This is a genomic window from Streptomyces syringium, assembly GCF_017876625.1.
Taxonomy (GTDB): domain Bacteria; phylum Actinomycetota; class Actinomycetes; order Streptomycetales; family Streptomycetaceae; genus Streptomyces; species Streptomyces syringius.
Window position 1 is genome coordinate 3216154 of the sequence record NZ_JAGIOH010000001.1, and the last position, 23286, is coordinate 3239439.

Here is a 23286-nt window from a genome sequence, read left to right on the forward strand (position 1 = left end):
CCGGTCGCTCCCTCCCTGGTCAGCGGAGGTGGCGAGTGGTGACCGGCGTCACTCGTTGGCCGCGCGGGGGCGGTCGTCGTCGGCGTACTGGTCGAAGAGCGGGGTGCGGCCGCGCTCGCGGGGGCGGCGGCGGGAGCGGCCGCCGCGGCGCTCCTCGGCGGGCTTGCGGCCGGCGGCCGGCTCCGCGGTGCTGGAGCGGGCGGAGCTCCAGGTGTCCGGGGTGCCGAGGTCGGCCGAGCCGCTCGCGCGGGGGGCGACCGGCGCGGTGACGTACGTCGGCAGCGGTACGGGCACGGGCTCCCAGCCCTCGCCTGTGCCGCGGTCGCGGTCACGCTGCTGGTCGACCCACTCGGCGTGGTCGGTCTGCTCGACGAGCGCGCGACGGCCCGCGCTGTGCGCCGAGGGCTCGGGCTGCGCCGCCGGCGCGGGCGCCGCGGTGGCGTCGGGGTCAGCGGGGGCGGCGGCGGTCGCGGGTTCCGGCGCCGCCGGGCGAGGGTGGGGGCGGCCCTCGCGGAGCCGCTGCGCGGCGAGTTCGGCGCGGCGCTGGTCCATGGTGAAGGCGAACCGCCGCTTCTCCTGGACGCGCAGATAGACGATGTACGCGCTCAGCAGCGCCGCCGGTACGGCCGGCGCCCACAGGAAGGCGAGGCCGCCGACGCCCGCGACGATCGCGCCGAGGGTGAAGGCGAGGAAGAGCAGCACGGTGGTGCGCCGCCGCCGTGCGAGGACCTTCGAACGCCGGGCGCGCTCGGCCGCCGACGGCACCGGGGTGGCCGAGGGCGTGCTGAAGGGCCGGACGTCGACCATTTCGGTCGCCGCGTCCGGCGCGGGCGCGCGAAACTCCGGCTCCGCCGGGTCGGCGGAGGCCGGCGCGTCGTCGGTCGCGCGCACTTCCAGGTCCTTGGCGTAACGGCGCTCCATGCCCGCCCGTCCGGACAGCAGCCGGATGGCTGTGCTGAAGCGTTCCGTCGGACGGGCTTCATTGAGCTCGTCCTGCCTACGGAGCCACATCGGCACCAAGTAGGCGGCCCAGGCCCCGACGATGACTGCGTAGATGAGGCCGCTGCTGCTCACACTTCACACCGTAGAGGGGACCGCACAAGGGATTCCGCCAATTGGCCCGGTGTGTCGCACGATCCGGCTGATATCTCGAACTTTTTTTGTGATTGTTGAGCCCGAAGAGCGTCGAATACCGTCAATTGACAGTCAAATTCGAACGTTTATTCAATTACTGGGGAGCTGCCGACTCCCGGAGCCGCCGGGGCCGTGCGGATCACCCGGGCCGCGCAGGTCGCCGGGCTCCGCCGGGCGGACCCGGTGCCAGCGGGCCAGCAGTCCCTCCCCCGCCTCCTCGGCGGTCAGGACGTAGACGAGATGGTCGCGCCAGGCGCCGTCGATGTGCAGATAGCGCGGGCGCAGTCCCTCCTCGCGGAATCCGAGTTTCTCCACGACCCGCCGGCTGGGCAGGTTCTCGGGCCGGATGCACACCTCGACCCGGTGCAGCCCGACCGTGCGGAAGCAGTGGTCGACGGCCAGGGCGACGGCCGTCGGCATGACACCCCGGCCCGCGACGGCCCGGTCCACCCAGTAGCCGACGTGGGCCGAGCACATCGAGCCCCAGGTGATGCCGGCGACGGTCAGCTGTCCGGCCAGCTGCCCCCGGTACTCGATGACGAAGGGCAGCATCCGTCCCGCCTGGGCCTCCGCCCGCAGATGGCGGACCATCTGGCGGTAGGTGGGGCGCCGGGCGGCCATCGCGCCGGGCGGTGGCGGCGGGATGGTCGCCTCCCAGGGGCGCAGCCAGTCGCGGTTGCGTCCGTTGACCTCCCGCCAGGCCCGCTGGTCACGCAGCTTTATGGGGCGCAGGACGATGTCGCCGTCCGCCAGCCGGGCGGGCCACCCGGCGCTCAGCTGGGGCTCCCGGCCGGTCTCGGGTGGTCCCCGCCGTGGACCTGGTCGACGGCGTGCGCCAGCAGCCGCTCCAGTACGGCGAGCCCGTCGCGGACCCCGCCCGTCGAACCGGGCAGGTTCACGATCAGGGTGCGGCCCGCCACCCCGGCGAGCCCCCGGGAGAGGGCGGCCGTGGGGATCTTCCTACGGCCCTCGGCCCGGATGGCCTCGGGGATGCCGGGGATCTCGTAGTCGAGGACGCGGCGGGTGGCCTCGGGGGTGCGGTCGGTGGGCGAGATGCCCGTGCCGCCGGTGGTCAGGACGACGTCGTACGCGCCGGCCACCGCGTCCCGCAGGGCGGCCTCGACGGGGTCGCCGTCGGGCACCACGCGCGGGCCGTCGACGGTGAAGCCCATCCGGGCCAGGCCCTCGGCGAGCAGCGGGCCGCCCTTGTCCTCGTACACCCCGGCCGCGGCCCGGTTGGAGGCGGTGACGACGAGGGCGCGGCGCGCTGCGTCGGTCCCGCTCATGCCGTCGTCTCCCCCGCCGGAGCCCGCAGATAGGTGCCGGACTTCCCGCCGGTCTTCTCCTCGACGCGGACGTCCGTGATGACGGCGTCCTTGTCGACGGCCTTGATCATGTCGACGACGGTCAGGGCGGCGACGGTGACGGCGGTCAGGGCCTCCATCTCCACACCCGTGCGGTCGGTGGTCTTCACGGTGGCGAGGATCTCGACCGCGTCGTCGGCGACCGACAGGTCGACCTTCACCCCGGAGACCGCGAGCGGGTGGCACAGCGGGATCAGATCGGGGGTGCGCTTGGCGCCCATGATGCCCGCGATGCGGGCGGTGGCGAGGGCGTCGCCCTTGGGGACGCCCTCGCCCCGCAGGAGTTCCACGACGCGCGGGGAGACGCGCACCCGGCCGCTCGCCCGGGCGGTGCGGGTGGTGACGGCCTTCTCCGAGACGTCGACCATGCGGGCCGCCCCCGCGTCGTCGAGATGGGTGAGGCTGGGGGGAATGGCGGGGGGCAAAGGGTCCTGGGCGCTGCTCATCGTTCTCCCGGTCCGGTCCTTGTGGGCAGACACCGTACCGGGCGGGACGGGTGGCCGGTCGGGAAGGACCACGTCAGGGGCCACGCGGGGGCTGACCTCGGCCGGTCAGCCGAGGAGTATGACGTCCACCTCGGCCCCCGCCCCGACCTCCGTGGTCTCCTCGGGGACGACGATCAGGGCGTTGGCCTCCGCGAGGGCCTTGACGAGGTGGGACCCCGCGCCGCCGACGGTGGTGACCTTGCCGTCCGCGTAGCGGGCCCGCAGGAACTGGCGGCGGCCCGCGGGTGAGGAGGCGACCGCCTCGGTGCACACCGCGCGGACCTTCTCGCGGTCGTGCGGCTCCAGTCCCATCAGGGCGCGGATGGCGGGGCGGACGAAGAGTTCGAAGGAGACGTAGGCGCTGACCGGGTTGCCGGGCAGGGCGAGCAGCGGGGTGCGGTCGGGGCCGATGCGGCCGAAGCCCTGGGGCTTGCCGGGCTGCATGGCCAGCTTCCGGAAGTCGACGCTCCCCTCCTCGCCCGCGAGCTCCGAGAGGGTCTCCTTGACGACGTCGTACGCGCCGACGCTGACACCGCCGCTGGTGACGACGGCGTCGGCCCGTACGAGCTGGTCCTCCAGGGTGGAGCGCAGCGTCCCTGCGTCGTCGGCGACCGCGCCGACGCGGTAGGCGATGGCCCCGGCGTCCCGGGCGCAGGCGGTGAGCACGTAGCTGTTGGAGTCGTGGATGAGGCCGGGGCCGAGGCTCTCGCCGGGGGCGACCAGCTCGCTGCCGGTCGACATGATCACGACGCGCGGACGGGGGCGGACCCGGACCGTGGCGCGGCCGATCGCCGCGAGCAGGCCGATCTGCGGCGGGCCGAGGACGGTGCCGCTCCGCAGGGCGAGGGCACCGGCCCTGACGTCGCTGCCGGCCGCGCGGACATGGGCGCGGGCCGTGGCGGGGCGGTGGATCCGGACCTCTCCCGAGGCGCCGTCCGGGGCGGCGCTGCGGGCGGCCATGCCGGCGGCGGGGCCGCCGCCCGTGCCCCCGTCGGTCCACTCGACGGGCACGACGGCCTCGGCGCCGGGCGGCAGCGGCGCGCCGGTCATGATGCGGGCGGCCTCGCCGGGGCCGACGGTGGGCAGCTCGCCGCTGCCCGCGGCGACGTCGCCGATGACGGTGAGCACCGCCGGGAACTCCTCGCTCGCACCTTCGACGTCCGTCGTGCGGACCGCGTAGCCGTCCATCGAGCTGTTGTCGAAGCCCGGCAGGTCGGCGGGGACGGTGACGTCCTCGACGAGCACACAGCCCTGGGCGTCCAGGAGTTGCAGCTCGATCGGCTCCAGGGGGCGGATCTTCCCGAGGATGTCGTCGAGGTGCTCGTCCACCGACCAGAAGCGGTCCGGTGCGGCGGCCTTGTCGGCGGTGCTGCTCAAGGGCTACATCTCCTCGGTGACATACCTTCGAAGCCAGGCTCGGAAGTCCGGTCCCAGATCTTCACGTTCGCACGCCAGTCTGACAATGGCACGCAGATAATCACCACGGTCCCCGGTGTCATAACGGCGGCCCTTGAAGACCACGCCGTGCACCGGACCGCCGAGCCCGGGCGCGGCGGCGAGGGCCTGGAGGGCGTCGGTGAGCTGGATCTCGCCACCGCGGCCGGGCTGCGTCTCGCGCAGCACGTCGAAGACGGCGGGGTCGAGGACGTAGCGGCCGATGACGGCGTAGTTGCTGGGGGCGTCTGCGGGGTCGGGCTTCTCGATCAGCCCGGTGACCTCGACGACGTCCTCGGTGTCGGTGGGCTTGACGTCCGCGCAGCCGTAGAGGTGGATCTGGGAGTGGTCGACCTCCATGAGGGCGATGACGCTGCCGCCGTGTTTGCGCTGGATGTCGACCATGCGCGAGAGGAGCGGGTCGCGGGCGTCGATGAGGTCGTCGCCGAGCAGGACGGCGAAGGGCTCGTCGCCCACGTGGGGGGCGGCGCACAGGACCGCGTGGCCGAGACCGCGCGGGTCGCCCTGGCGGACGTAGTGCATGGTGGCCAGGTCGCTGGACTCCTGGACGCGGGCGAGCCGTGACTCGTCGCCCTTGCGGCGCAGGGCTTCCTCCAGCTCGTAGTTCCGGTCGAAGTGGTCCTCCAGGGGGCGCTTGTTCCGCCCGGTGATCATGAGGACGTCCGACAGCCCGGCGTGCACCGCTTCTTCGACCACGTACTGGATCGCCGGCTTGTCGACGACCGGCAGCATCTCCTTGGGAGTGGCCTTGGTCGCCGGGAGAAAGCGGGTCCCGAGTCCGGCGGCAGGGATGACAGCCTTGCTGATCCGAGGACGCGATTGAGTCATAAAGGGAACCCTAGCCGCTGGGATTGTCGGGAAGATGAGGCTCCACCGAGAGGCTCCGCCGATAGGACCCGAGTCGAGGAGTACACGGAAACAGTGATCAAGTACGACGGTAATAAGGGTGAGTTGCGACAGGCCCTCCTGGCGGTGAGAGCGGGGTTGACCTCGGATGACGTAAAGGTGGCCGAGGAAGCGCTCGGGCGCCGGGCGCTGGAGCTGCCGGAGCTCGCCGCGGCGCGGACGGTGGCGGCTTATGTCTCGGTGGGGCGCGAACCGGGCACGCGCGCCCTGCTTGAGGCACTGCGCGCCCGGGGCGTGCGCGTGCTGCTGCCGGTACTGCTTTCGGACAACGATCTCGACTGGGGTCTCTACCGGGGGCCCGGCCATCTGGTGCGGGCGGCGCGGGGGCTGCTGGAGCCCGACGGCGAGCGGCTCGGCCCGGACGCCGTGACGGGGGCGGACACCGTGCTGCTGCCGGGCCTGGCGGTGGACGGCCGCGGGATGCGGCTCGGCCGCGGCGGCGGCTCGTACGACCGGGTGCTGGCCCGGCTGGATCGCGCGGGCGCCACGCCCGCGCGGGTCGTGCTCCTCTACGACGACGAGGTGGTCGCGCGGGTCCCGGAGGAACCGCACGACCACCCCGTGCACGCGGTGGTCACCCCTGGCGGGGTGCGTAGGTTCGGCTAGTGCGGTGTGTCCTGCCGACGGCAGGTCGTCCTGCCGCCTGCGGCGGCGGGCGCCCTGCGGGCGCGTCCTCAAACGCCGGACGGGCTGATTCGGCTGAGCTCAGCCACAACCAGCCCGTCCGGCGTTTGAGGACACCCGCCGCTACGGCTTGAGCGTCAGCGTGTCGTCCGTGGCTTCCTTCACGGCCGCCGCGCTGTACGCCCAGGGGAGCAGCTCGCCCTTGGCCCACTTGTCGGTCTGGTCGTAGTAGTGGGCGTTGTAGGCGTGCCCGGAAGCACCGGTGAGGTTGATCCACCGGGACTTGTCGAGGTCACCGAGGTTGACGACCATCCGCATCGACGGGACCCAGATCACGTCGTAGCCGCCCGCCGCGTTCCAGCCGGCCGCGTTGACCGCGGCCTCGCCGCCGGCCAGGTTCCAGGGACCCCGGTTGAGCATCCAGCGGACGATGCCGGGGCCCTCCTTGCCGAGGGTCTGGTTCTTCAGGGTCAGCTGGTGCAGCCGGCCCCAGCTCCAGGAATTGACGTCCTTGCCGAGCTTGGAGGTCAGCTCCCAGCGGGCGTCCTTCATGGCGCGCTGGAGCAGCTCGTCACGGTTGCCGGCGCCACGGTTGGCGCGGGTGCCGCTGGTCTTCCACCAGTCGTCGTTCGGCTTGTCGAGAATGGTGCGGACGACCTCGAACCAGCGGTCGCCGCCGTCGGGCTGCGCGCTGTCCGGGTCGCGCTCGCCGCACTCCTGGACGAGCCGTGAGTTGCCGTCGAGGTCCTCCTGCGGCCCGGAGTCGTTGGCCGGGCGGACCCGCAGGCACTGGCCCTTGACGCGCAGCTCCTTGGGGAGCTTGTTGCCGAAGGCGAGCTTGAGGGTGTTGCGCCACACCGCGTTGAAGTACGCGGCGGCGGCGGAGTCGGCCTCCTGGGTGTAGTCCCAGCCCTTCAGGAGATTCTGCGCCTCGCGGACGTACTTCGTCTCGCGTTCGTTGGAACCCTTGACGTCGATCTTGAGCAGGTAGGGCGTCAGCAGCTTGGCGATCTCGCTGTGGTTGTCCATCTGCATCTTCTGCATGTCATCCGTCGAGATCTTCCCCCCGTCCTTGATCTTCGACTGGATGAGGTCGTTGATCCGCTGGCTGCGGGCGCCGTAGCCCCAGTCGCCGGTGAGCGGGTAGGGGTACTTCTTGTCGGCGACCGCCTGGTTGGCGGTGACGATGTAGCCGCGCTTGGGGTTGAAGTCCCAGGGCAGCTCGCCCTGCGGGATCCAGCCGGTCCAGCGGTAGGCGGGGTCCCAGCCGGGTGCGGGGTAGCGCCCGTCGGGCACGACGGCCTTGGCGTCGGCGTTCGCCCCGGTGCTTCCGTCGGCGTTCGTCCCGTTGTTGCCGGTGCCGTTGCTGCCGGTGCCGTTGTTCGCGCCGGTGGCCGGGTCGGGCTTGCCGTCGCCCTTGGCGGCGGCCTTGCCGCGGACCGGGATCCGGCCCGGGGCCTGGTAGCCGATGTTGCCCTTGGTGTCGGCGTAGATCAGGTTCTGCGAGGGGACCTCGAAGTCGGCGGCGGCCTTGCGGAAGGACTTCCAGTCCGTGGCCGCGTTGATCCCGAAGACGGCGTCCATGGTCTTGCCGGCGTCGAGGGCCGTCCAGCGCAGCGCGATCGCGTAGCCGTCGGCGCGGTCGGGAGCGGGGTCCTTGACCGGGGCGCTCTCACCGACCTTGACCAGCTCGTCGTTGCGGTCGGAGACGATCGGGCCGTTGTTGGTGGAGCGGACGGTGAAGTCCCGCGACTTGCCGCCCGCGACCTTGATGGTCTCCTTGCGGGTGGTGAAGGGGACCTGCTTGCCGTCGTAGAGGTAGCTGTTGGCGGTGACCTTCTCCAGGTACAGGTCGGAGACGTCCGCGCCGAGGTTGGTCATGCCCCAGGCGATGTCCTGGTTGTGGCCGATGACGACGCCCGGCAGACCGGAGAAGGTGTAGCCGGCCACGTCGAACGGGCACGAGGGTCCGACCTTGGTGCAGTGCAGGCCCATCTGGTACCAGAGCGAGGGCATCTGCGGCGCGAGGTGCGGGTCGTTGGCGAGCAGCGGCTTGCCGGTGGTCGTGTACTGGCCGGAGACCACCCACGAGTTCGAGCCGATGCCGTTGCCGCTCGGGCCGAGCAGCGCAGGGATCTTGTCGAGGGTGTTGGACAGCGAGGTCAGCCCGGTGCGCAAGCCCCCGGCGGCGGCACCCGAGCCGACGGGCGTCCGGCCCGCGCCGCTCTGCGGGGTGGCCGGGGTGCCCTTGGGGTCGAACTGCTTGGTGGCGGGGTCGACGGCGCCGCCCTCGACGATCGGCTTGTTCCGGTTGTACGGATAGGCCGGGTACAGCTGTTCGATCTGCTTCGGGCTCAGCCGCGTCGCCGCGAGCGAGCGGTCGATCTCGTCCTCCATGTTGCCGCGGAGGTCCCAGGCCATGGCCTTGAGCCAGGCCACCGAGTCGACCGGGGTCCACTTCTCGGGCCGGTAGTCGTTCTCGAACTCCAGGGCCGCGTACTCGACGGACAGCGACTTGCCCTTGCGGTCCTTGAGGTAGGCGTTGACACCGTCGGAGTAGGCCTGGAGGTATTTCTTGGCGGTCGCCGAGAGCTTGGTGTCGTACTCCTCCTGCGCGACCTTCCGCCAGCCCATGGTCCGCAGGAAGGCGTCGGTCTCCACCTGCCCGGAGCCGAACATCTCGGAGAGGCGGCCCGCGGTCAGATGCCGGCGGACGTCCATCTCCCAGAACCGGTCCTGCGCCTGCACGAAGCCCTGGGCGCGGAAGAGGTCCTCGGCGTTGTCCGCGTAGACCTGCGGGATGCCGTTCCCGTCGCGCTGGACCTTCACGTCCGCGGACAGGCCCTTGAGCTGCAGGGTGCCGTTCGTCTCCGGGAAGGAGGCGCGGACGGTACTGACGCTCCAGTACGCGCCGAAGCCGACGCCCGCCACGATCAGCAGCACGAGAGTGATCACGAGCAGCCGGGCGCGTCGGCCTTTCTTCTTACCGGACTTCTTCTTGCCGGAAGGGCCGGTCTTGTTGGCGGGCATCGCTGTCCTTAGAGGGGCAGGGTGGTCCTGGGGTGCTGGAGCAACCATAGGCGCAGGGCACCGGACGACCGGACGCGGTGTCACCACCAGCCCCCTGAAACGGTCGCGGACCCCTCGCCGCACCCCCGCCGGAGGGTCACGGCGCGGTCACCGCCGTCACGAGTTCGCGTCAAGAAGTCGTAAAAGATTAGATTAGGAAATGAAGTTCTGATCGGACGGCAGAACGTTCCGGTCGATAGTGCATGAAAGACCTCGTGAAGGGACCTGGCCCCTGACTGTCCACCACCTCAACGAACTCCTGCTGATCTGCTCGCTCGTCCTGCTCATCGCGGTGGCGGCAGTCCGGATCTCCTCCCGCAGCGGGCTCCCCAGCCTGCTCATCTACCTCGGCATAGGCGTCGCGATAGGCCAGGACGGCATCGGCGTCTCCTTCAACGATGTCGGTCTGACCCAGATCATCGGTTACGCCGCACTTGTGGTGATCCTCGCCGAGGGCGGTCTCGGCACGAAGTGGCACGAGATCAAACCGGCGCTGCCCGCCGCGGCGGCGCTCTCCACCGTGGGCGTAGCGCTGAGCGTGGGCGTCACCGCGGCGGCCGCGCACTATCTGGCGGGCGTCGACTGGCGGCAGGCCCTGATCATCGGCGCGGTGGTCTCCTCCACGGACGCCGCGGCGGTCTTCTCCGTGCTGCGCAACGTTCCGCTCCCGTCCCGGCTCACGGGTGTCCTGGAGGCCGAGTCCGGCTTCAACGACGCCCCGGTCGTCATCCTCGTCGTCGCCTTCTCGGCCGCCGGCCCGGTCGAGCACTGGTACCTGCTCATCGGCGAGATCGCCCTGGAACTCGCGATCGGCGCGGCCATCGGCATCGCGGTGGGCATGCTCGGCTCGTACGGTCTGCGGCACGTGGCCCTGCCCGCCTCCGGCCTCTACCCGATCGCCGTCATGGCCATCGCGACCGTCGCCTACGCGGGCGGCGCGCTCGCGCACGGCTCCGGCTTCCTCGCCGTCTATCTCGCGGCCCTGGTCCTCGGCAACGCCAAGCTGCCGCACTGGCCCGCCACCCGCGGCTTCGCCGAGGGGCTCGGCTGGATAGCGCAGATCGGCATGTTCGTCCTGCTCGGCCTGCTGGTCACCCCGCACGAGCTGGGCGACGACATCATCCCCGCGCTCGTCGTCGGGCTGGTGCTGACGATGGTGGCGCGGCCGGTGTCGGTCTTCCTCAGTACCGCGCCCTTCCGGATGTCCTGGCAGGAGAAGACCCTGCTGTCCTGGGCCGGGCTGCGCGGGGCCGTGCCCATCGTGCTGGCCACCATCCCGATGGTGGCCGCCGTCCCCGACAGCCGCCGGATCTTCAACATCGTCTTCGTACTGGTGATCGTCTACACCCTGGTGCAGGGCCCGACGCTGCCCTGGCTGGCCCGGCATCTGAAGCTCCGCGAGACCGAGCCCGAGGACCTGGGCATCGAATCCGCGCCGCTGGAGCGGCTGCGCGGTCATCTGCTGTCCGTGGCGATCCCCGACGGCTCGAAGATGCACGGCGTGGAGGTCGGAGAGCTCCGCCTGCCCCCCGGGGCCGCCGTCACGCTGGTCGTCCGGGACGGCTCCAGCTTCGTCCCGGCGCCCACGACCGTGCTGCAGCACGGCGACGAGCTGCTCGTGGTGGCCACCGACCCGGTGCGCGACGCCGCCGAGAAGCGGCTGCGGGCGGTCTCCGAGGGCGGAAAGCTTGCGGGATGGCTGGGTGCTACAGGTACGATAAAGGGGAAGTAGTGCACCCAATTGACTCGGTCTGCTCAGCGTTGTCTACGGGATTACCTGCGCGGACGCCTGAGTGAGCGGCTGGATCGCGCCTCGGTTTTCCGGGCTGGTCCACCGCTCGCACCACTTCTGCACCATCACTCCAACCGAACCAACTCTGCCTGATGCAGGGCTGGCGCGACCGCACGGCGGCCGCGGTCGCGCGTCACCAGGCGGCCGGCACGGCATCTACCACGGTCCTGCGCGAGAGGACAGCTCTCGGCGCGCTCCGTGCGGCGACCCCGTCTGGAGTGCGCTACCAGGCGGCGGAAAGGCCCGGCCGTGGCATCCACGGTCAACGACCCCACCGAGGCACGCCCCGGATACGGCCAGCTGTTGCGCACCCCCGGCGCCTGGACGTTCCTGCTGCCCGGCTTTCTGGCCCGGCAGCCGTTCGCGATGCTGACCATCGGCATCCTGCTGCTGGTCGAGCACACCACGGACTCGTACGGCATCGCGGGCGCCGTCTCGGCGACCGCGGGCGTCTCCATGGCGCTCTTCGCGCCGCAGAGCGGCAAGCTCGCGGACCGCTTCGGGCAGGGCCGGGTGCTGGTGCCCGGCGTCGTCGTGCACGCCGCCGCGATCTCGCTGCTGATCACGCTGGCGCTGGCGGACGCACCGCTGTGGGCCCTGTTCGCCGCGGCCGTGCCCGCCGGTGCCTCGACCCCGCAGATCGGCCCCATGGTGCGGGCCCGCTGGGCCGCGAAGCTGGAGGGCTCGCCGCTGATGTCCACGGCGGCGGCCTTCGAGTCGGTCACCGACGAGTTCACGTTCGTGATCGGCCCGGTGCTGGCCACCGCGCTGTGCACGGGCGTCCACCCGGCGGCCGGTCTGGTCACCGAGGCGGTGCTCACCCTCGTCGGCGGTCTGCTGTTCGCCGCCCAGCGGCGCACGCAGCCGGAGCCGAGCCGCTCCGCCGCCGGTCCCGTGGTGAAGAGCGCGTCGGCGCTGTCCGTTCCGGGCGTCCGCGTCCTCGCGATCTCCTTCCTCGGCATCGGCTCCGTCTTCGGCGGCATGCAGGTGTCGATGACGGCCTTCACCAAGGAGATCGGCGACCCGGGCCTGAACGGTCTGCTGTACGGCACCTTCGCGGCCGGAAACATGATCGCGGGCCTCGTCTGCGGTGCCATCGCCTGGAAGGTCACCCCCCAGCGCCGACTGCTGATCGCCTACCCGCTGCTGGTCCTGGCCACCACCCCGCTGTGGGCGGCGCACGCGCTGCCGGTGCTGGGCGGGGTCGGCCTGCTCGTCGGCCTGTGCATCGCCCCGGCGCTCATCACCGGCTACACGCTGGTCGAGTCGCTGGTGCCGCCGACCGCCCGTACGGAGGCGTTCACCTGGCTGACCGGCGCGGTGGGCCTCGGCCAGGCGGCCGGTGCCAGCATCGGCGGCAAGCTGATCGACGGACACTCCGCGAGCACCGGATTCCTGGTGCCGCTGGCCGGTACCGCACTGGCCCTGGCGGTCCTGCTCACGCTGCGCAAGGCGCTCACCCCGAAGGGGGAATCGCGGATAGCCGCACGTGGGGTGGGTCACCGCGAGCCTGTTTCGGTGGACTGACGCGCCGGAATACTGCACTATGGATCGTCGTTAGCACTCATCGAGTGAGAGTGCCAGGAGGAGCAAGTGCCGACGTACCAGTACCAGTGCACCGAGTGCGGCGAGGGCCTCGAGGCGGTGCAGAAATTCACCGACGACGCCCTGACCGTGTGCCCGAGCTGCGACGGACGCCTGAAGAAGGTGTTCTCCGCCGTCGGCATCGTCTTCAAGGGCTCCGGCTTCTACCGGAACGACAGCCGTGGCGCGTCGTCCAGCAGCAGCCCGGCGAAGTCCACGACCGCCAAGAGCGGCTCGGACTCGTCCTCGTCGACGAGCACGTCCTCGGCCTCCGGGTCGGGCGCGAGCAGCACCTCCACGAGCACCGCGTCGGCTTCGGCCTCGTCGAGCAGCAGCTCTTCGGCCGCCTGACGCGCCTCACCGCACCACGCAGCATTTCGCGCGATCTCGCGCACGACGAAGCCCGTCGCCTCACCGAGGCGGCGGGTTTCGTCGTATGCGGCGGGTTTCGTCGTCTGCGGGCACCACACGGCTACGGACCCTGGGGCCGGGGCGGGCGCGCCGCTAGGCTGGCTGCATGATCAACACGGGTGGGGTACGGGCGGACATAGGCGTGATCGGCGGGTCGGGGTTCTACTCCTTCCTCGACGATGTGACCGAGGTCATAGTGGAGACGCCTTTCGGCAAGCCGAGCGACTCGCTGTTCGTCGGCGAGCTGGCCGGGCGCACGGTCGCCTTCCTGCCCCGGCACGGCCGTGACCACCGTCTGCCGCCGAACCGCATCAACTACCGGGCCAATCTGTGGGCCCTGCGCTCGCTCGGCGTACGTCAGGTGCTGGCCCCCTGCGCGGTGGGCGGCCTGCGGCCGGAGTACGGGCCGGGCACCCTGCTCGTACCGGATCAGCTGGTGGACCGCACGAAGACACGTCAGCAGACCTTCTTCGACGGTGAGCCGCTGCCCGACGGCTCGGTCCCCAACGTGGTGCACACGACCTTCGCCGACCCCTACTGCCCCACGGGCCGCGCGGTGGCGATCGCGGTGGCGCGCGGGCACGGCTGGGACCCGGTGGTGGACGGCGGGACGATGGTCGTCGTCGAGGGGCCGCGCTTCTCGACCCGCGCGGAGTCCCGCTGGCACGCCGCCCAGGGCTGGTCGGTGGTCGGCATGACCGGGCACCCCGAAGCGGTGCTCGCCCGCGAGCTGGAGCTCTGCTACACCTCGATGGCACTGGTCACGGACCTGGACGCCGGGGCCGAGACGGGCGACGGCGTGTCGCACGCCGAGGTGATGCGGGTCTTCGCCGAGAACGTGGGGCGGCTGCGCGAGGTGATCTTCGCGGCGGTCTGCGCCCTGCCGGAGACGGACGGCCGGACCTGCCTGTGCACCCGGGTGCACGAGGGCTGGGACCTGGGGATCGCGCTGCCTTAGGTGGCTGATGTGGGGCGGTGGAGCTCGCGAGGGTGACGAGGTTGTCCACAACCGGGCGGTAGTCCACAGGGCTCAGCGGGATCGGGCGGTTGCCTGGATCGTGGGGAGCGTCCGGTTGGCACTCCTCACCGCAGGCGGTGGTCGCTCGTGTCCCCTTTTGGCCCGCTGGCTTCTTCTACGGCTCCTCCGGCTCCTTCATGGGCCTCGTCGCCTTCCTTCTCTCCGCTGCCATCCTCGGCTTCTCCCCCGGGGGCGTACGTCTACACACCGCCGCCGAGGCGCGGGGTGCCGCACTTCGCCCCGGTGCGGGTGGGCCGGGGACGGTCCCGGACGGGCCGGGCCGGGCGGCGCGGAAGACGGCTGCTGGGCGCCGGGGTCGTGATGGCCGCCGGGGCGGTGATCCTGTGCGCCCCCGCGCTGACGCAGCTCCGGTTCGCCTGATCGAGCGTGCGGATTGGACAGGACTGCCAGACTCTCTCGTAGGTTATGGAACCAACCATTCCGCCGCAGGTGCGTACAGAGAGAGGCTTTTCGGTGAGCGAGAAGAAGACAGGGGTCCTTGGAGGATTCAAGGCATTCCTGATGCGGGGCAACGTGATAGACCTCGCGGTCGCCGTTGTCATCGGCGCGGCGTTCACCAACATCGTGAACTCGGTGGTCAAGGGTGTCATCAACCCGATCGTCGGCGCCTTCGGCACCAAGGACCTCACCAGCTACGCCTCGTGCCTCAAGGGCCCCTGCGCCATGAACAAGGCGGGCGAGGTGACCAGCGGCGTCTACATCCAGTGGGGCTCGGTGCTCAGCGCCGCGCTGACCTTCCTGATCACCGCCGCGGTCGTCTACTTCCTGATGCTGCTGCCGATGAAGCGCTGGCAGGACCGCCAGGCCGCCAAGGCTCCGGCGGAGGCCACCCCGGCGCAGGTGACGGAGATCGAGCTGCTCGAGCAGATCCGGGACGCGCTCGTGGAGCAGCGCCGCGGCCCGGCCTCGGAGTCCGTACCGGTCCAGCGATAACGGCTGGCGTCAGATGTGGTGGGGCGGCTTCTCGTCCAGGAACCGGGCCAGGTCGCCCGCGCTGTCGCCGCCGCTCGGCCGGTCGCCCCAGCCGCGGTCGGTGTCGTCCGACGACTGCTGCGACAGCGGGTCGTCGAAGATCAGGGCGGCGGGGTTGCGCGGCTTGGGAGTGGGCTCGGGGGCGGTACTCATGCCTCCAGGGTACGGTCGCCTGGCCCTGCGGGCCGCGGTGTGTGCTCGCCAGCACCACCAAGCCCGTCCGGCGATTGAGGACGCGCCCGCAGGGCGCCCGCCGCCGCAGGCGGCACGGACGGCACGCGGACCGGTACGGCCACCGCGCGGCAGCCCCCCGCAGCGGTGACAATCACCGCATGAGCCATGTGACGCCGCCCACACCCGTTCGGCGATGAGCGGGCACCCGCACGCGCGGCACACCTCGCTGCTGCGCCGGATGGCCGCGCGCGGCCGCGAGGAGGAGCACCGCGCGGCGACCCCGCTGGAGCTGTTCTTCGACCTCTGCTTCGTGGCGGCGGTGGCGCAGGCGGGCAGACAGCTGGTGCACGCGCTCGCCGAGGGGCACCCGGGCACCGGCATTCCGGGCTACCTGATGGCTTTTTTCGCGATTTGGTGGGCCTGGGTGAATTTCACCTGGTTCTCCTCCGCGTACGACACGGACGACGTTCCGTACCGCGTGGTGACGCTGGTCCAGATGGCCGGGGTGCTGATCCTGGCGGCGGGCATCCCCCGGGCACTGAACGACAGCGACTTCGCGGTGGTCTGGTTCGGCTATCTGGTGATGCGGCTGGCGCTGGTCACCCAGTGGCTGCGGGCCGCGTACTCGACGCGGGGCGAGGAGCGGCGCACGGCGCTTAAGTACGCGACGGGGGTGAGTCTGTGCCAGGTCGGCTGGCTGGGCCTGCTGTTCCTGCCCGACGACGGCAAGCCGTGGCTCTTCCTGGGGATGGCGCTCGCCGAGATGGCGGTGCCCGCGATCGCCGAGCGCCGGCATACGACGGGCTGGCACCCGCACCACATCGCGGAGCGGTACGGCCTGTTCACGATCATCGTGCTGGGCGAGACGGTCCTCGCGGCCACGGTGGCCGTCCAGTCGGCCCTGGACGACGACGAGGCGCTGGACACGCTGCTGCCGATCGCGGGCGGCGGTCTATTGATCATCTTCGCCGCCTACTGGATCTATTTCGCCGTGCCCATCCATCTCCATCTGGCCTCCAACCGGCAGGCGTTCGCCTGGGGGTACGGGCACTATCTGGTCTTCGGTTCGGCGGCGGCGATCGGGGCGGGCATCGAGGTGGCGATCGAGGAGACCATCGGCAAGGCGCACATCTCGGCGTTCGCGGCGGCCGCCACCGTCACGCTGCCCACGGCGTTGTTCATGTTCTCGGTGTGGCTGATCCACTCCCGGCACCACAAGCGGGGCCCGGCCCAGCAGTTGGTGCTGCCCGTCTCGGCCGTGCTCGTGCTGGTCTGCACGTTCGCGGGGCGGACGGCGGTGCTGTTCACCGGGCTGGTGGCGACCCTGACGGTCGCGGCGGGGGTCACGTTGAAGGAACGTGCCGACCAACGGGCGGCGGAGGTGAACGAACGCACACAGGAAGCGGGGTGAGGGCCTGACGGGCATTCAGCCACGTGACACGCATGGCTTCATGCGCGTGATACGCATGGCTCCATGACTGACGACCGGACCGCGCAGACCGCCGACAGCACCGACGCCCTCTTCTTCGCCTCCCCCGCCGCCGGCCCCCGCCCCGGCCCCTTGGACGCCCTGACCGATGTGGCCGGACTGCGGGTCGGGCACGCGCAGCGCACCGAAGGCGGGGCGCTGACCGGGACCACCGTGGTGCTCACCGAGGAGGGCGGCGCGGTCGCGGCCGTGGACGTGCGGGGCGGTGGGCCGGGGACGCGGGAGACCGACGCGCTCGACCCGCGCAACCTCGTCCAGCGCGTCGAGGCGGTCGTGCTCACCGGCGGCAGCGCCTTCGGGCTGGACGCCGCGTCCGGGGTGGTGGGCTGGTTGGAGGACGCGGGCCGTGGCTTCCGCGTCGGCCCGGACCCCGCCCAGGTGGTGCCCGTCGTACCCGCGGCGGCCCTGTTCGACCTGGGCCGCGGCGGTGACTGGCGGGCCCGCCCCGACGCGGCGCTCGGCCGGGAGGCCGTCGAGGCGGCGGCCCGTACGGAGACGGGGGCGCCCGTCGTTCAGGGCAATGTCGGCGCGGGCACGGGGGCGATGGTCGGCGGCCTCAAGGGCGGCATCGGCACGGCGAGCGTGGTGCTGCCGTCGGGTGTGACGGTCGCGGCCCTCGCGGCGGTCAACGCGGTGGGCTCGACGGTCGATCCGCTGACGGGGGTGCTGTACGGGCGGTTCTTCGAGGGCCGGGTCGAGTACCCCGCCGCGAACCGCCATGCCGCCGCCCAGCAGGCCCTGGACGCCGCGCGGCGGGAGTCGGCGAAGCGCTCGGCCGCGTCCGTGCGGCCGCCGCTCAACACCACGATCGCCGTCGTCGCCACGGACGCCGTCCTGACCCGCGCCCAGGCCCAGAAGCTGGCGGGCACGTCTCACGACGGCCTCGCCCGCGCCGTTCGGCCCGTGCACCTTCTCACCGACGGCGACACGGTCTTCGCCCTGGCCACGGGTGCACGGCCGATGGTCGGCGGGAGCGGCCCGGGGCAGCCCGGCGCTCTCGAACACGGCGGTCTCGAACTCGGTGATCTCGAACGGGACGTTCTCGAACTCGGCGTGCTCAACGAGATCCTGGCCGCGGGCGCGGACGTCCTCACCCGGTCCGTGGTGAAGGCCGTGCTCGCGGCGGAGGGGGTGGACGGCCCGGGCGGCGTCTTCCCCTCCTACCGCGAGCTGTACGGCGGCTGATCGGCCCGGACGGGGCCCGGCGTCAGGTCAGACGGCCACGGCGACCGGTTCCCCGTCCTCGGCCGGGTCGGCGGCCTTCGGCGGGGCGGGCCTGCGGAGGCCCTTGAGCAGGAGCACCGCGGCCGCGCTGACCGCCGTACCCGCCGCGACGGCCAGCAGGTAGAGGAACGGCGAGCCGATGAGCGGCACCACGAAGACACCGCCGTGCGGGGCGCGCAGCGTGCAGCCGAAAGCCATGGACAGGGCGCCGGTGACCGCGCCGCCCGCCATCGCCGACGGGATGACCCGCAGGGGGTCCGCCGCCGCGAAGGGGATCGCGCCCTCGGTGATGAAGGACGCCCCGAGCACCCAGGCCGCCTTGCCGTTCTCCCGCTCGGAGGCGGTGAAGAGCCGTCCGCGCACGGTCGTGGCCAGCGCCATCGCCAGCGGCGGGACCATACCGGCCGCCATGACCGCGGCCATCACCTTCAGGCTGCCCTCGTTGGGATCGGCGAGACCGCCGACAGCGAAGGCGTAGGCGACCTTGTTGAGCGGCCCGCCGAGGTCGGCGGCCATGAGCAGGCCGAGGAGGGTGCCCAGGATGACGGCGTTGGTCCCGGACAGTCCGCCCAGCCAGTCGGTCAGCGCCTTCTGCAGTGCGGCGACGGGCTTGCCGACCACCAGGAACATCAGAAAGCCCACGACCGCCGAGGACAGCAGCGGGATCACCACGACCGGCATGATGCCGCGCAGCACGGCCGGTACGTTCAGCCGCTGTACGGCCATGACGACCGCGCCCGCGAGGAGACCGGCGATCAGGCCGCCGAGGAAGCCCGCGTCGACGGTCAGCGCGATGGAGCCGCCGACGAACCCGGGGACGAGTCCGGGGCGGTCGGCCATCCCGTAGGCGATGAAACCGGCCAGGACCGGCACGAGGAACGCGAACGCGACGCCGCCGGTCTGGAAGAGCAGAGCTGCCCAGCTCGCGGACTCGCTCCACGCGAAGTGGTCGGCCACGGAGGGCGCCTTGTTGATCCCGTACCCGCCGGTGGCGAAGGCGAGCGCGATCAGCAGCCCGCCCGCCGCGACGAACGGGACCATGTGGCTGACGCCGGTCATCAGCCAAGCGCGCAGTCGGGTCGCGAAGCCGTCCCCGGCGTCGGCGCCCGCGTCCATGGGGGCAGTGGGGGCCGCCCGTTCGCCGCGCGCGGCCTTCGCCCGCACCTCGGCGATCAGCTCGCCGGGCCGGTTGACCCCGGCCTTGACGCCGACGTCCACGGTCGGCAGCCCGGCGAAGCGGCCCTTGTCCCGCACCTCGACGTCGTGCGCGAAGATCACCCCGTCCGCCGCGGCGACGACCGCGGGGTGCAGCTTCACGAACCCGGCAGACCCCTGCGTCTCGACCACCACTTCCACCCCGGCGGCCCGCCCGGCCGACTCCAGGGCCTCGGCGGCCATATAGGTGTGCGCGATCCCGGTGGGGCAGGAGGTGACGGCGACGATACGGAAGGGCTGGGCGCCGGCTCCCGGCGCCTCGGCTTCGCCGTCCACCGACGGCTCCGGTTCGGGCTCCGGCTCGGGCTCCGGCTCGTCGCCACGGATCAGGGCCGCCGCCGCGCCCGGTGCCTCCGCCGCACGCAGCGCGGACGTGAACTCCGGGTCCATCAAGTGGCGGGCCAGTGCGGAAAGGATCGACAGGTGGTCGGCGTCGCCGCCCGCCGGGGCCGCGATGAGGAAGATCAGGTCCGCCGGACCGTCCGGGGCACCGAAGTCGATGCCCGCGGCGGAGCGGCCGAAGGCGAGGGTCGGTTCGGTGACGTGTGCGCTGCGGCAGTGGGGTATGCCGATGCCCCCGTCGAGCCCGGTGGGCATCTGGGCCTCGCGCGCGGCGACGTCGGCGAGGAAGCCGTCGAGGTCGGTGACGCGGCCCAGTTCCCGCATGCGTGCGGCGAGCGATCTCGCCGCCGCTTCCTTGGTCTCGGCGGACAGGTCGAGATCGACCAGGTCGGCCGTGATCAGCTCACTCATCGCGGGCTCCTTTGCTCGCGGTAGCGCCCTGCGGGCGAGGTGGGGGGAGGGAAGTCAGGGGACGACGGCGGGTGGGACCTCCCGCATCGGTGCCGGGAGGTTCCTCGGCGCCATGGCGTGCCTTAATCGGCGGCTGGGCAGGGTCCGGTGCCCGCCCCCTCCCCCGGTCACCGCACCGGCTCCGTCAGCGCACGGGCGGAGGGGACCTCGGAGGTCACCGTCACCGACGACGGGTCGAGGTCCGCCGGTGCCGGCATGGCGCTGCCCGGCAGCTGTACCGCCGCCGCGCCGTGGGCGAGGGCGGCGGCGAGGGCCCCGGGGCCCGTGCCGCCCGCGGCGAGGAAGCCGGCCAGTGACGCGTCGCCCGCGCCGACGTTGCTGCGCACGGACGGGACGCGCGCGGTGCCGAAGTACGTACCGGAGGCGTCGACGAGCAGTTGGCCGTCCGCGCCGAGGCTGGCCAGGACCGCCCGCGCGCCCAGGGCGCGCAGTTCGCCCGCCGCCTCGGCCGCGTCGCCGACCGTGGCGAGCGGGCGGCCGACAGCCAGCGACAGCTCCTCCGCGTTGGGCTTGACGACGTCCGGGCGCATCCGCAGCGCGGCGGTCAGGGACGGGCCGGAGGTGTCCAGGGCGATGCGGGCGCCGGCGTCGTGGGCGCGGGCCACCAGGTGCCCGTACCACTCGGGGGCGAGCCCGCGCGGGAGGCTGCCGCAGCAGGCGATCCAGTCGGCGCCCGCCGACCGGTCCCGGACGGCCGCCAGCATCGACTGGGCCTCCGCGCGGTCCAGTTCGGGCCCGGCGGCGTTGACCTTCGTGAGGGTGCCGTCCGGTTCGGCGACCGCGATGTTGACCCGGGTCGAGCCCCGCACGGGCACGCCCGCCACGTCGATGCCGAGGTCGCCGAGCAGCCGCGCCAGCAGCGCGCCCTCCGGCCCGCCGAGCGGCAGCACCGCCACCGTGCGGTGCCCGGCGGCGGCCACCGCGCGCGAGACGTTGACGCCCTTGCCGCCGGGGTCGACGCGGTCGGCGGCGGCGCGCAGCACCGCGCCGCGCTCCAGCCGGGGGATCTCGTACGTGCGGTCCAGGCTCGGGTTGGGGGTGACGGTGAGGATCACGCGCGGACCGTCCGGGTGCCGGCGCGCTCGATGGCGAGGGCGTCCTCGGGGGCGAGACCGGTGTCGGTGATCAGCACGTCCACGTCGGCGAGGTCCCCGAAGCGCGCGAAGTGCCGGCGGCCGAACTTGCCGGAGTCGGCGAGGAGCACCACCCGTCGCGCGGCCCCGACGGTCGCCCGTTTGACGGCGGCTTCGGCCAGGTCCGGGGTGGTGAGGCCGTCGTCGACGGAGAAGCCGTTGGTCGCGAGGAAGACGACGTCGGCGTTGATCTCGGCGTACGCGCGCAGCGCCCACGCGTCGACGGCCGCGCGGGTGCGGTGCCGCACCCGTCCGCCGACGAGGTGGAGGGAGATGCCGGGGTGGTCCGCGAGGCGGGCGGCGACGGGAAGGGCGTGGGTGACGACGGTGAGTTCGCACTCCAGCGGGAGGAGGCCCGCGAGCCGCGCGGCCGTCGTACCGGCGTCGATGATCACGCTGCCGCCGGCGGGCAGCTCGGCGAGCGCGGCCCGGGCGATGGCGTCCTTCTCGTCCGCCGCCGTGCTCTCGCGCTCGGCGAGGTCCGGCTCGAAGTCGAGCCGGCCGACGGGAATCGCGCCGCCGTGCACCCGGCGCAGCAGCCCGGCCCGGTCCAGGGCCTTGAGGTCGCGCCGGACGGTCTCGGAGGTGACCTGGAACTCCTCGGCGAGCGACAGCACGTCCACCCGGCCGCTCTCGCGGGCGAGGCGGAGGATCTCCTGCTGGCGCTCCGGTGCGTACATGTGGTTTTACGTCCGTTCCCTGCCCGAGCCTGTGGTTTCGCCGTCAGATTACGGCCACAGTTCCGGGAAGTAAACAGATTCGGGCATCGAGCGTACGCAAACGGGCCCGGTCGGATCACCGACCGGGCCCGAGCCCTCCCCCGGGGTCCCCGGAGCACGCGCGGAGGCGTTACCGCTTCAGCAGTTCCTTCTCGGCCTGCTGGGCCGGGACGGCGACATCGGCAGCGACCGGCTCGACTGCGTCCTCGGTCGCACCCGCCGCCTCGTGGTGCTTCGACCGCTTCGGCAGCAGGAACATCAGCGCGAAGACCGCGAGCAGACCGCCCGCGACCCACCACATGGCGTGCGTGAACGCTCCCCCGAAGATGTCCGACGGCGTCTCGCGGCGCGGATCGGCGTCGTCCACCACACCGAAGAAGGCCACGGAGACCAGGCCCAGACCGATGGCGTTGCCGAGCTGCTGGGTCGTGTTGATCAGGCCGGAGGCCGAGCCCGCGTGCGCGCGGGGCACCTCGGACAGCACGGCGTCCGTGATCGGGGCGACGATCAGGCCCATGCCCAGGCCCATCACGGCCAGCGGCAGCGCCATCTGCCAGGACCGGATGTCTGCGCCGTAGTGGTGGGCCTCCCAGATGTAGGTCAGCACACCCGCCGCCATCACCAGCGCACCCGCCTGCAACACCTTGCGCCCGTACTTCGGCACCAGCTTCTGCACCGACAGGCCCGCCGCCACGGAGATCGCCAGCGAGAACGGAATGCCCGTCAGACCCGACCGCAGTGCCGACCAGCCCAGGCCGAGCTGCATGTACAGCGTCCAGACCAGGAAGAAGATGCCGGAGGCGACACCGAAGGTCAGCTGCACGCCGATGCCCGCCGCGAAGCTCTTGACCTTGAACAGCGACAGCTCGACGAGCGGCGAGCCGTCCTTGCGCGTCTTGTACCGCTCGTACGCGATGAACGCCGCGAGCATCGGCACCGAACCGGCCATGGAGACGAAGCCCCACAGCGGCCAGTCGTGCTCCCGGCCCTGGGTCAGCGGGTAGAGCAGCATCAGCAGCGCGGCGCTGGCCAGGGCCACGCCGACGAGGTCCAGGCGCAGCGCCCTGGGGGCCTTGGACTCCGTGATGAAGTGACGGCCCAGGAGCAGTCCGGCGATGCCGACGGGCACGTTGATCAGGAAGATCGGCCGCCACTCCAGGCCGAAGAGGTTCCACTGGGTCAGCAGCGCGCCCAACAGCGGGCCGGAGACCGCGCCGAGGCCCATGACCGCGCCGAACATCCCGAAGACCTTGCCGCGCTCGTGGGCGGGGAAGGTCACGTGCACGATGGACAGCACCTGAGGCACCATCAGCGCGCCCATCGCGCCCTGGAGCACCCGCGCGGCCACCAGGAGCTGCGGGTCTGCCGCGACGCCGCAGAGCATCGAGGCGAGGGTGAACCCGCCCATGCCCAGCAGGAAGACCTTCTTGCGGCCGTAGATGTCACCGAGCCGGCCGCCCGTGATCAGGCCTATGGCGAACGCGAGCGCGTATCCCTCGCTGAGCCACTGCAAGGCACTGAAGGAGGCGTCGATGTCGCGCTGGATGCTGGGCATCGCGATGTTGACGATGGTGACGTCGACCAGGTCCATGAAGGACGCGGTCATCACCACCGCGAGTGCCAGCCAGCGGCGGCGGTCGACGGGCGGCGAATCGGTGGTCATTGCTGTACGGCCTTTCCTGGC

General features: G+C 72.1%; 21 protein-coding genes. 9 read left to right on the forward strand and 12 right to left on the reverse strand.

What is annotated here, in order from left to right:
- Positions 1–48 precede the first annotated feature (48 nt).
- The 6 genes from sepX to galU form a co-directional block, all read right to left on the reverse strand.
- On the reverse strand, positions 49–1074 hold the full coding sequence (gene sepX / locus JO379_RS14155; RefSeq protein ID WP_130879121.1) for a divisome protein SepX/GlpR: 1026 nt from the start codon (positions 1072–1074) through the stop codon (positions 49–51).
- A 150-nt stretch (positions 1075–1224) separates the two neighbouring features.
- Positions 1225–1911, reverse strand: coding sequence for a GNAT family N-acetyltransferase (locus JO379_RS14160; RefSeq protein ID WP_130879120.1), 687 nt, complete (start codon positions 1909–1911; stop codon positions 1225–1227).
- Complete coding sequence (locus tag JO379_RS14165) at positions 1908–2420, reverse strand: MogA/MoaB family molybdenum cofactor biosynthesis protein (protein ID WP_209515173.1); 513 nt, start codon at positions 2418–2420, stop codon at positions 1908–1910. Before JO379_RS14165 ends, JO379_RS14160 begins: the two co-directional genes overlap by 4 nt.
- The gene (gene moaC, locus JO379_RS14170) at positions 2417–2944 is read right to left on the reverse strand and encodes a cyclic pyranopterin monophosphate synthase MoaC (protein WP_130879118.1); all 528 of its coding nucleotides are present in this window, start codon (positions 2942–2944) and stop codon (positions 2417–2419) included. Before moaC ends, JO379_RS14165 begins: the two co-directional genes overlap by 4 nt.
- 105 nt (positions 2945–3049) lie before the next feature.
- A complete protein-coding gene (glp, locus tag JO379_RS14175; protein WP_209515175.1) occupies positions 3050–4360 on the reverse strand; it encodes a molybdotransferase-like divisome protein Glp in 1311 nt (436 codons plus the stop codon).
- A 3-nt stretch (positions 4361–4363) separates the two neighbouring features.
- On the reverse strand, positions 4364–5266 hold the full coding sequence (gene galU / locus JO379_RS14180) for a UTP--glucose-1-phosphate uridylyltransferase GalU (RefSeq protein WP_130879116.1): 903 nt from the start codon (positions 5264–5266) through the stop codon (positions 4364–4366).
- Between the two features lie 93 nt (positions 5267–5359).
- Between galU and JO379_RS14185 the strand changes: the two genes are divergently transcribed.
- On the forward strand, positions 5360–5950 hold the full coding sequence (locus tag JO379_RS14185) for a 5-formyltetrahydrofolate cyclo-ligase (protein ID WP_209515177.1): 591 nt from the start codon (positions 5360–5362) through the stop codon (positions 5948–5950).
- A 141-nt stretch (positions 5951–6091) separates the two neighbouring features.
- Here the strand turns inward: JO379_RS14185 and JO379_RS14190 are convergent, their stop codons facing one another.
- On the reverse strand, positions 6092–8998 hold the full coding sequence (locus JO379_RS14190) for a penicillin acylase family protein (protein WP_209515179.1): 2907 nt from the start codon (positions 8996–8998) through the stop codon (positions 6092–6094).
- Positions 8999–9236: 238 nt separating this feature from the next.
- Between JO379_RS14190 and JO379_RS14195 the strand changes: the two genes are divergently transcribed.
- From JO379_RS14195 to mscL, 6 genes are all read left to right on the forward strand, one after another.
- The gene (locus tag JO379_RS14195; RefSeq protein ID WP_242626169.1) at positions 9237–10769 is read left to right on the forward strand and encodes a potassium/proton antiporter; all 1533 of its coding nucleotides are present in this window, start codon (positions 9237–9239) and stop codon (positions 10767–10769) included.
- Between the two features lie 309 nt (positions 10770–11078).
- On the forward strand, positions 11079–12356 hold the full coding sequence (locus tag JO379_RS14200; protein ID WP_130879113.1) for an MFS transporter: 1278 nt from the start codon (positions 11079–11081) through the stop codon (positions 12354–12356).
- Between the two features lie 66 nt (positions 12357–12422).
- Complete coding sequence (locus JO379_RS14205; RefSeq protein WP_130879112.1) at positions 12423–12764, forward strand: FmdB family zinc ribbon protein; 342 nt, start codon at positions 12423–12425, stop codon at positions 12762–12764.
- 166 nt (positions 12765–12930) lie between these two features.
- Positions 12931–13782 (forward strand): S-methyl-5'-thioadenosine phosphorylase, encoded by an 852-nt coding sequence (locus JO379_RS14210; protein WP_130879111.1) that lies wholly within the window; start codon positions 12931–12933, stop codon positions 13780–13782.
- A gap of 285 nt (positions 13783–14067) precedes the next feature.
- Positions 14068–14223, forward strand: coding sequence for a hypothetical protein (locus tag JO379_RS14215; RefSeq protein ID WP_209515181.1), 156 nt, complete (start codon positions 14068–14070; stop codon positions 14221–14223).
- A 93-nt stretch (positions 14224–14316) separates the two neighbouring features.
- Positions 14317–14796, forward strand: a complete 480-nt coding sequence (gene mscL, locus JO379_RS14220; RefSeq protein ID WP_130879110.1) for a large conductance mechanosensitive channel protein MscL — start codon at positions 14317–14319, stop codon at positions 14794–14796.
- A 9-nt stretch (positions 14797–14805) separates the two neighbouring features.
- Here mscL and JO379_RS14225 read toward each other — a convergent pair whose 3' ends face one another.
- The gene (locus tag JO379_RS14225) at positions 14806–14988 is read right to left on the reverse strand and encodes a hypothetical protein (RefSeq protein ID WP_130879109.1); all 183 of its coding nucleotides are present in this window, start codon (positions 14986–14988) and stop codon (positions 14806–14808) included.
- Between the two features lie 214 nt (positions 14989–15202).
- On the opposite strand from JO379_RS14225, the gene JO379_RS14230 reads away from it, so the two are divergent.
- Together JO379_RS14230 and JO379_RS14235 are read left to right on the forward strand one after the other, a co-directional pair.
- Complete coding sequence (locus JO379_RS14230; RefSeq protein WP_209515183.1) at positions 15203–16420, forward strand: low temperature requirement protein A; 1218 nt, start codon at positions 15203–15205, stop codon at positions 16418–16420.
- A 63-nt stretch (positions 16421–16483) separates the two neighbouring features.
- Positions 16484–17683, forward strand: a complete 1200-nt coding sequence (locus JO379_RS14235; protein ID WP_209515185.1) for a P1 family peptidase — start codon at positions 16484–16486, stop codon at positions 17681–17683.
- Positions 17684–17710: 27 nt separating this feature from the next.
- Here the strand turns inward: JO379_RS14235 and JO379_RS14240 are convergent, their stop codons facing one another.
- From JO379_RS14240 to JO379_RS14255, 4 genes are all read right to left on the reverse strand, one after another.
- The gene (locus JO379_RS14240) at positions 17711–19690 is read right to left on the reverse strand and encodes a PTS fructose transporter subunit IIABC (protein WP_209515188.1); all 1980 of its coding nucleotides are present in this window, start codon (positions 19688–19690) and stop codon (positions 17711–17713) included.
- A 167-nt stretch (positions 19691–19857) separates the two neighbouring features.
- The gene (gene pfkB, locus JO379_RS14245) at positions 19858–20805 is read right to left on the reverse strand and encodes a 1-phosphofructokinase (RefSeq protein WP_209515190.1); all 948 of its coding nucleotides are present in this window, start codon (positions 20803–20805) and stop codon (positions 19858–19860) included.
- The gene (locus tag JO379_RS14250) at positions 20802–21563 is read right to left on the reverse strand and encodes a DeoR/GlpR family DNA-binding transcription regulator (RefSeq protein ID WP_130879104.1); all 762 of its coding nucleotides are present in this window, start codon (positions 21561–21563) and stop codon (positions 20802–20804) included. The genes pfkB and JO379_RS14250 overlap by 4 nt, the downstream gene beginning before the upstream one ends.
- Before the next feature lie 169 nt (positions 21564–21732).
- Positions 21733–23265 (reverse strand): MFS transporter, encoded by a 1533-nt coding sequence (locus tag JO379_RS14255; protein ID WP_130879103.1) that lies wholly within the window; start codon positions 23263–23265, stop codon positions 21733–21735.
- Between the last annotated feature and the right edge of the window lie 21 nt (positions 23266–23286).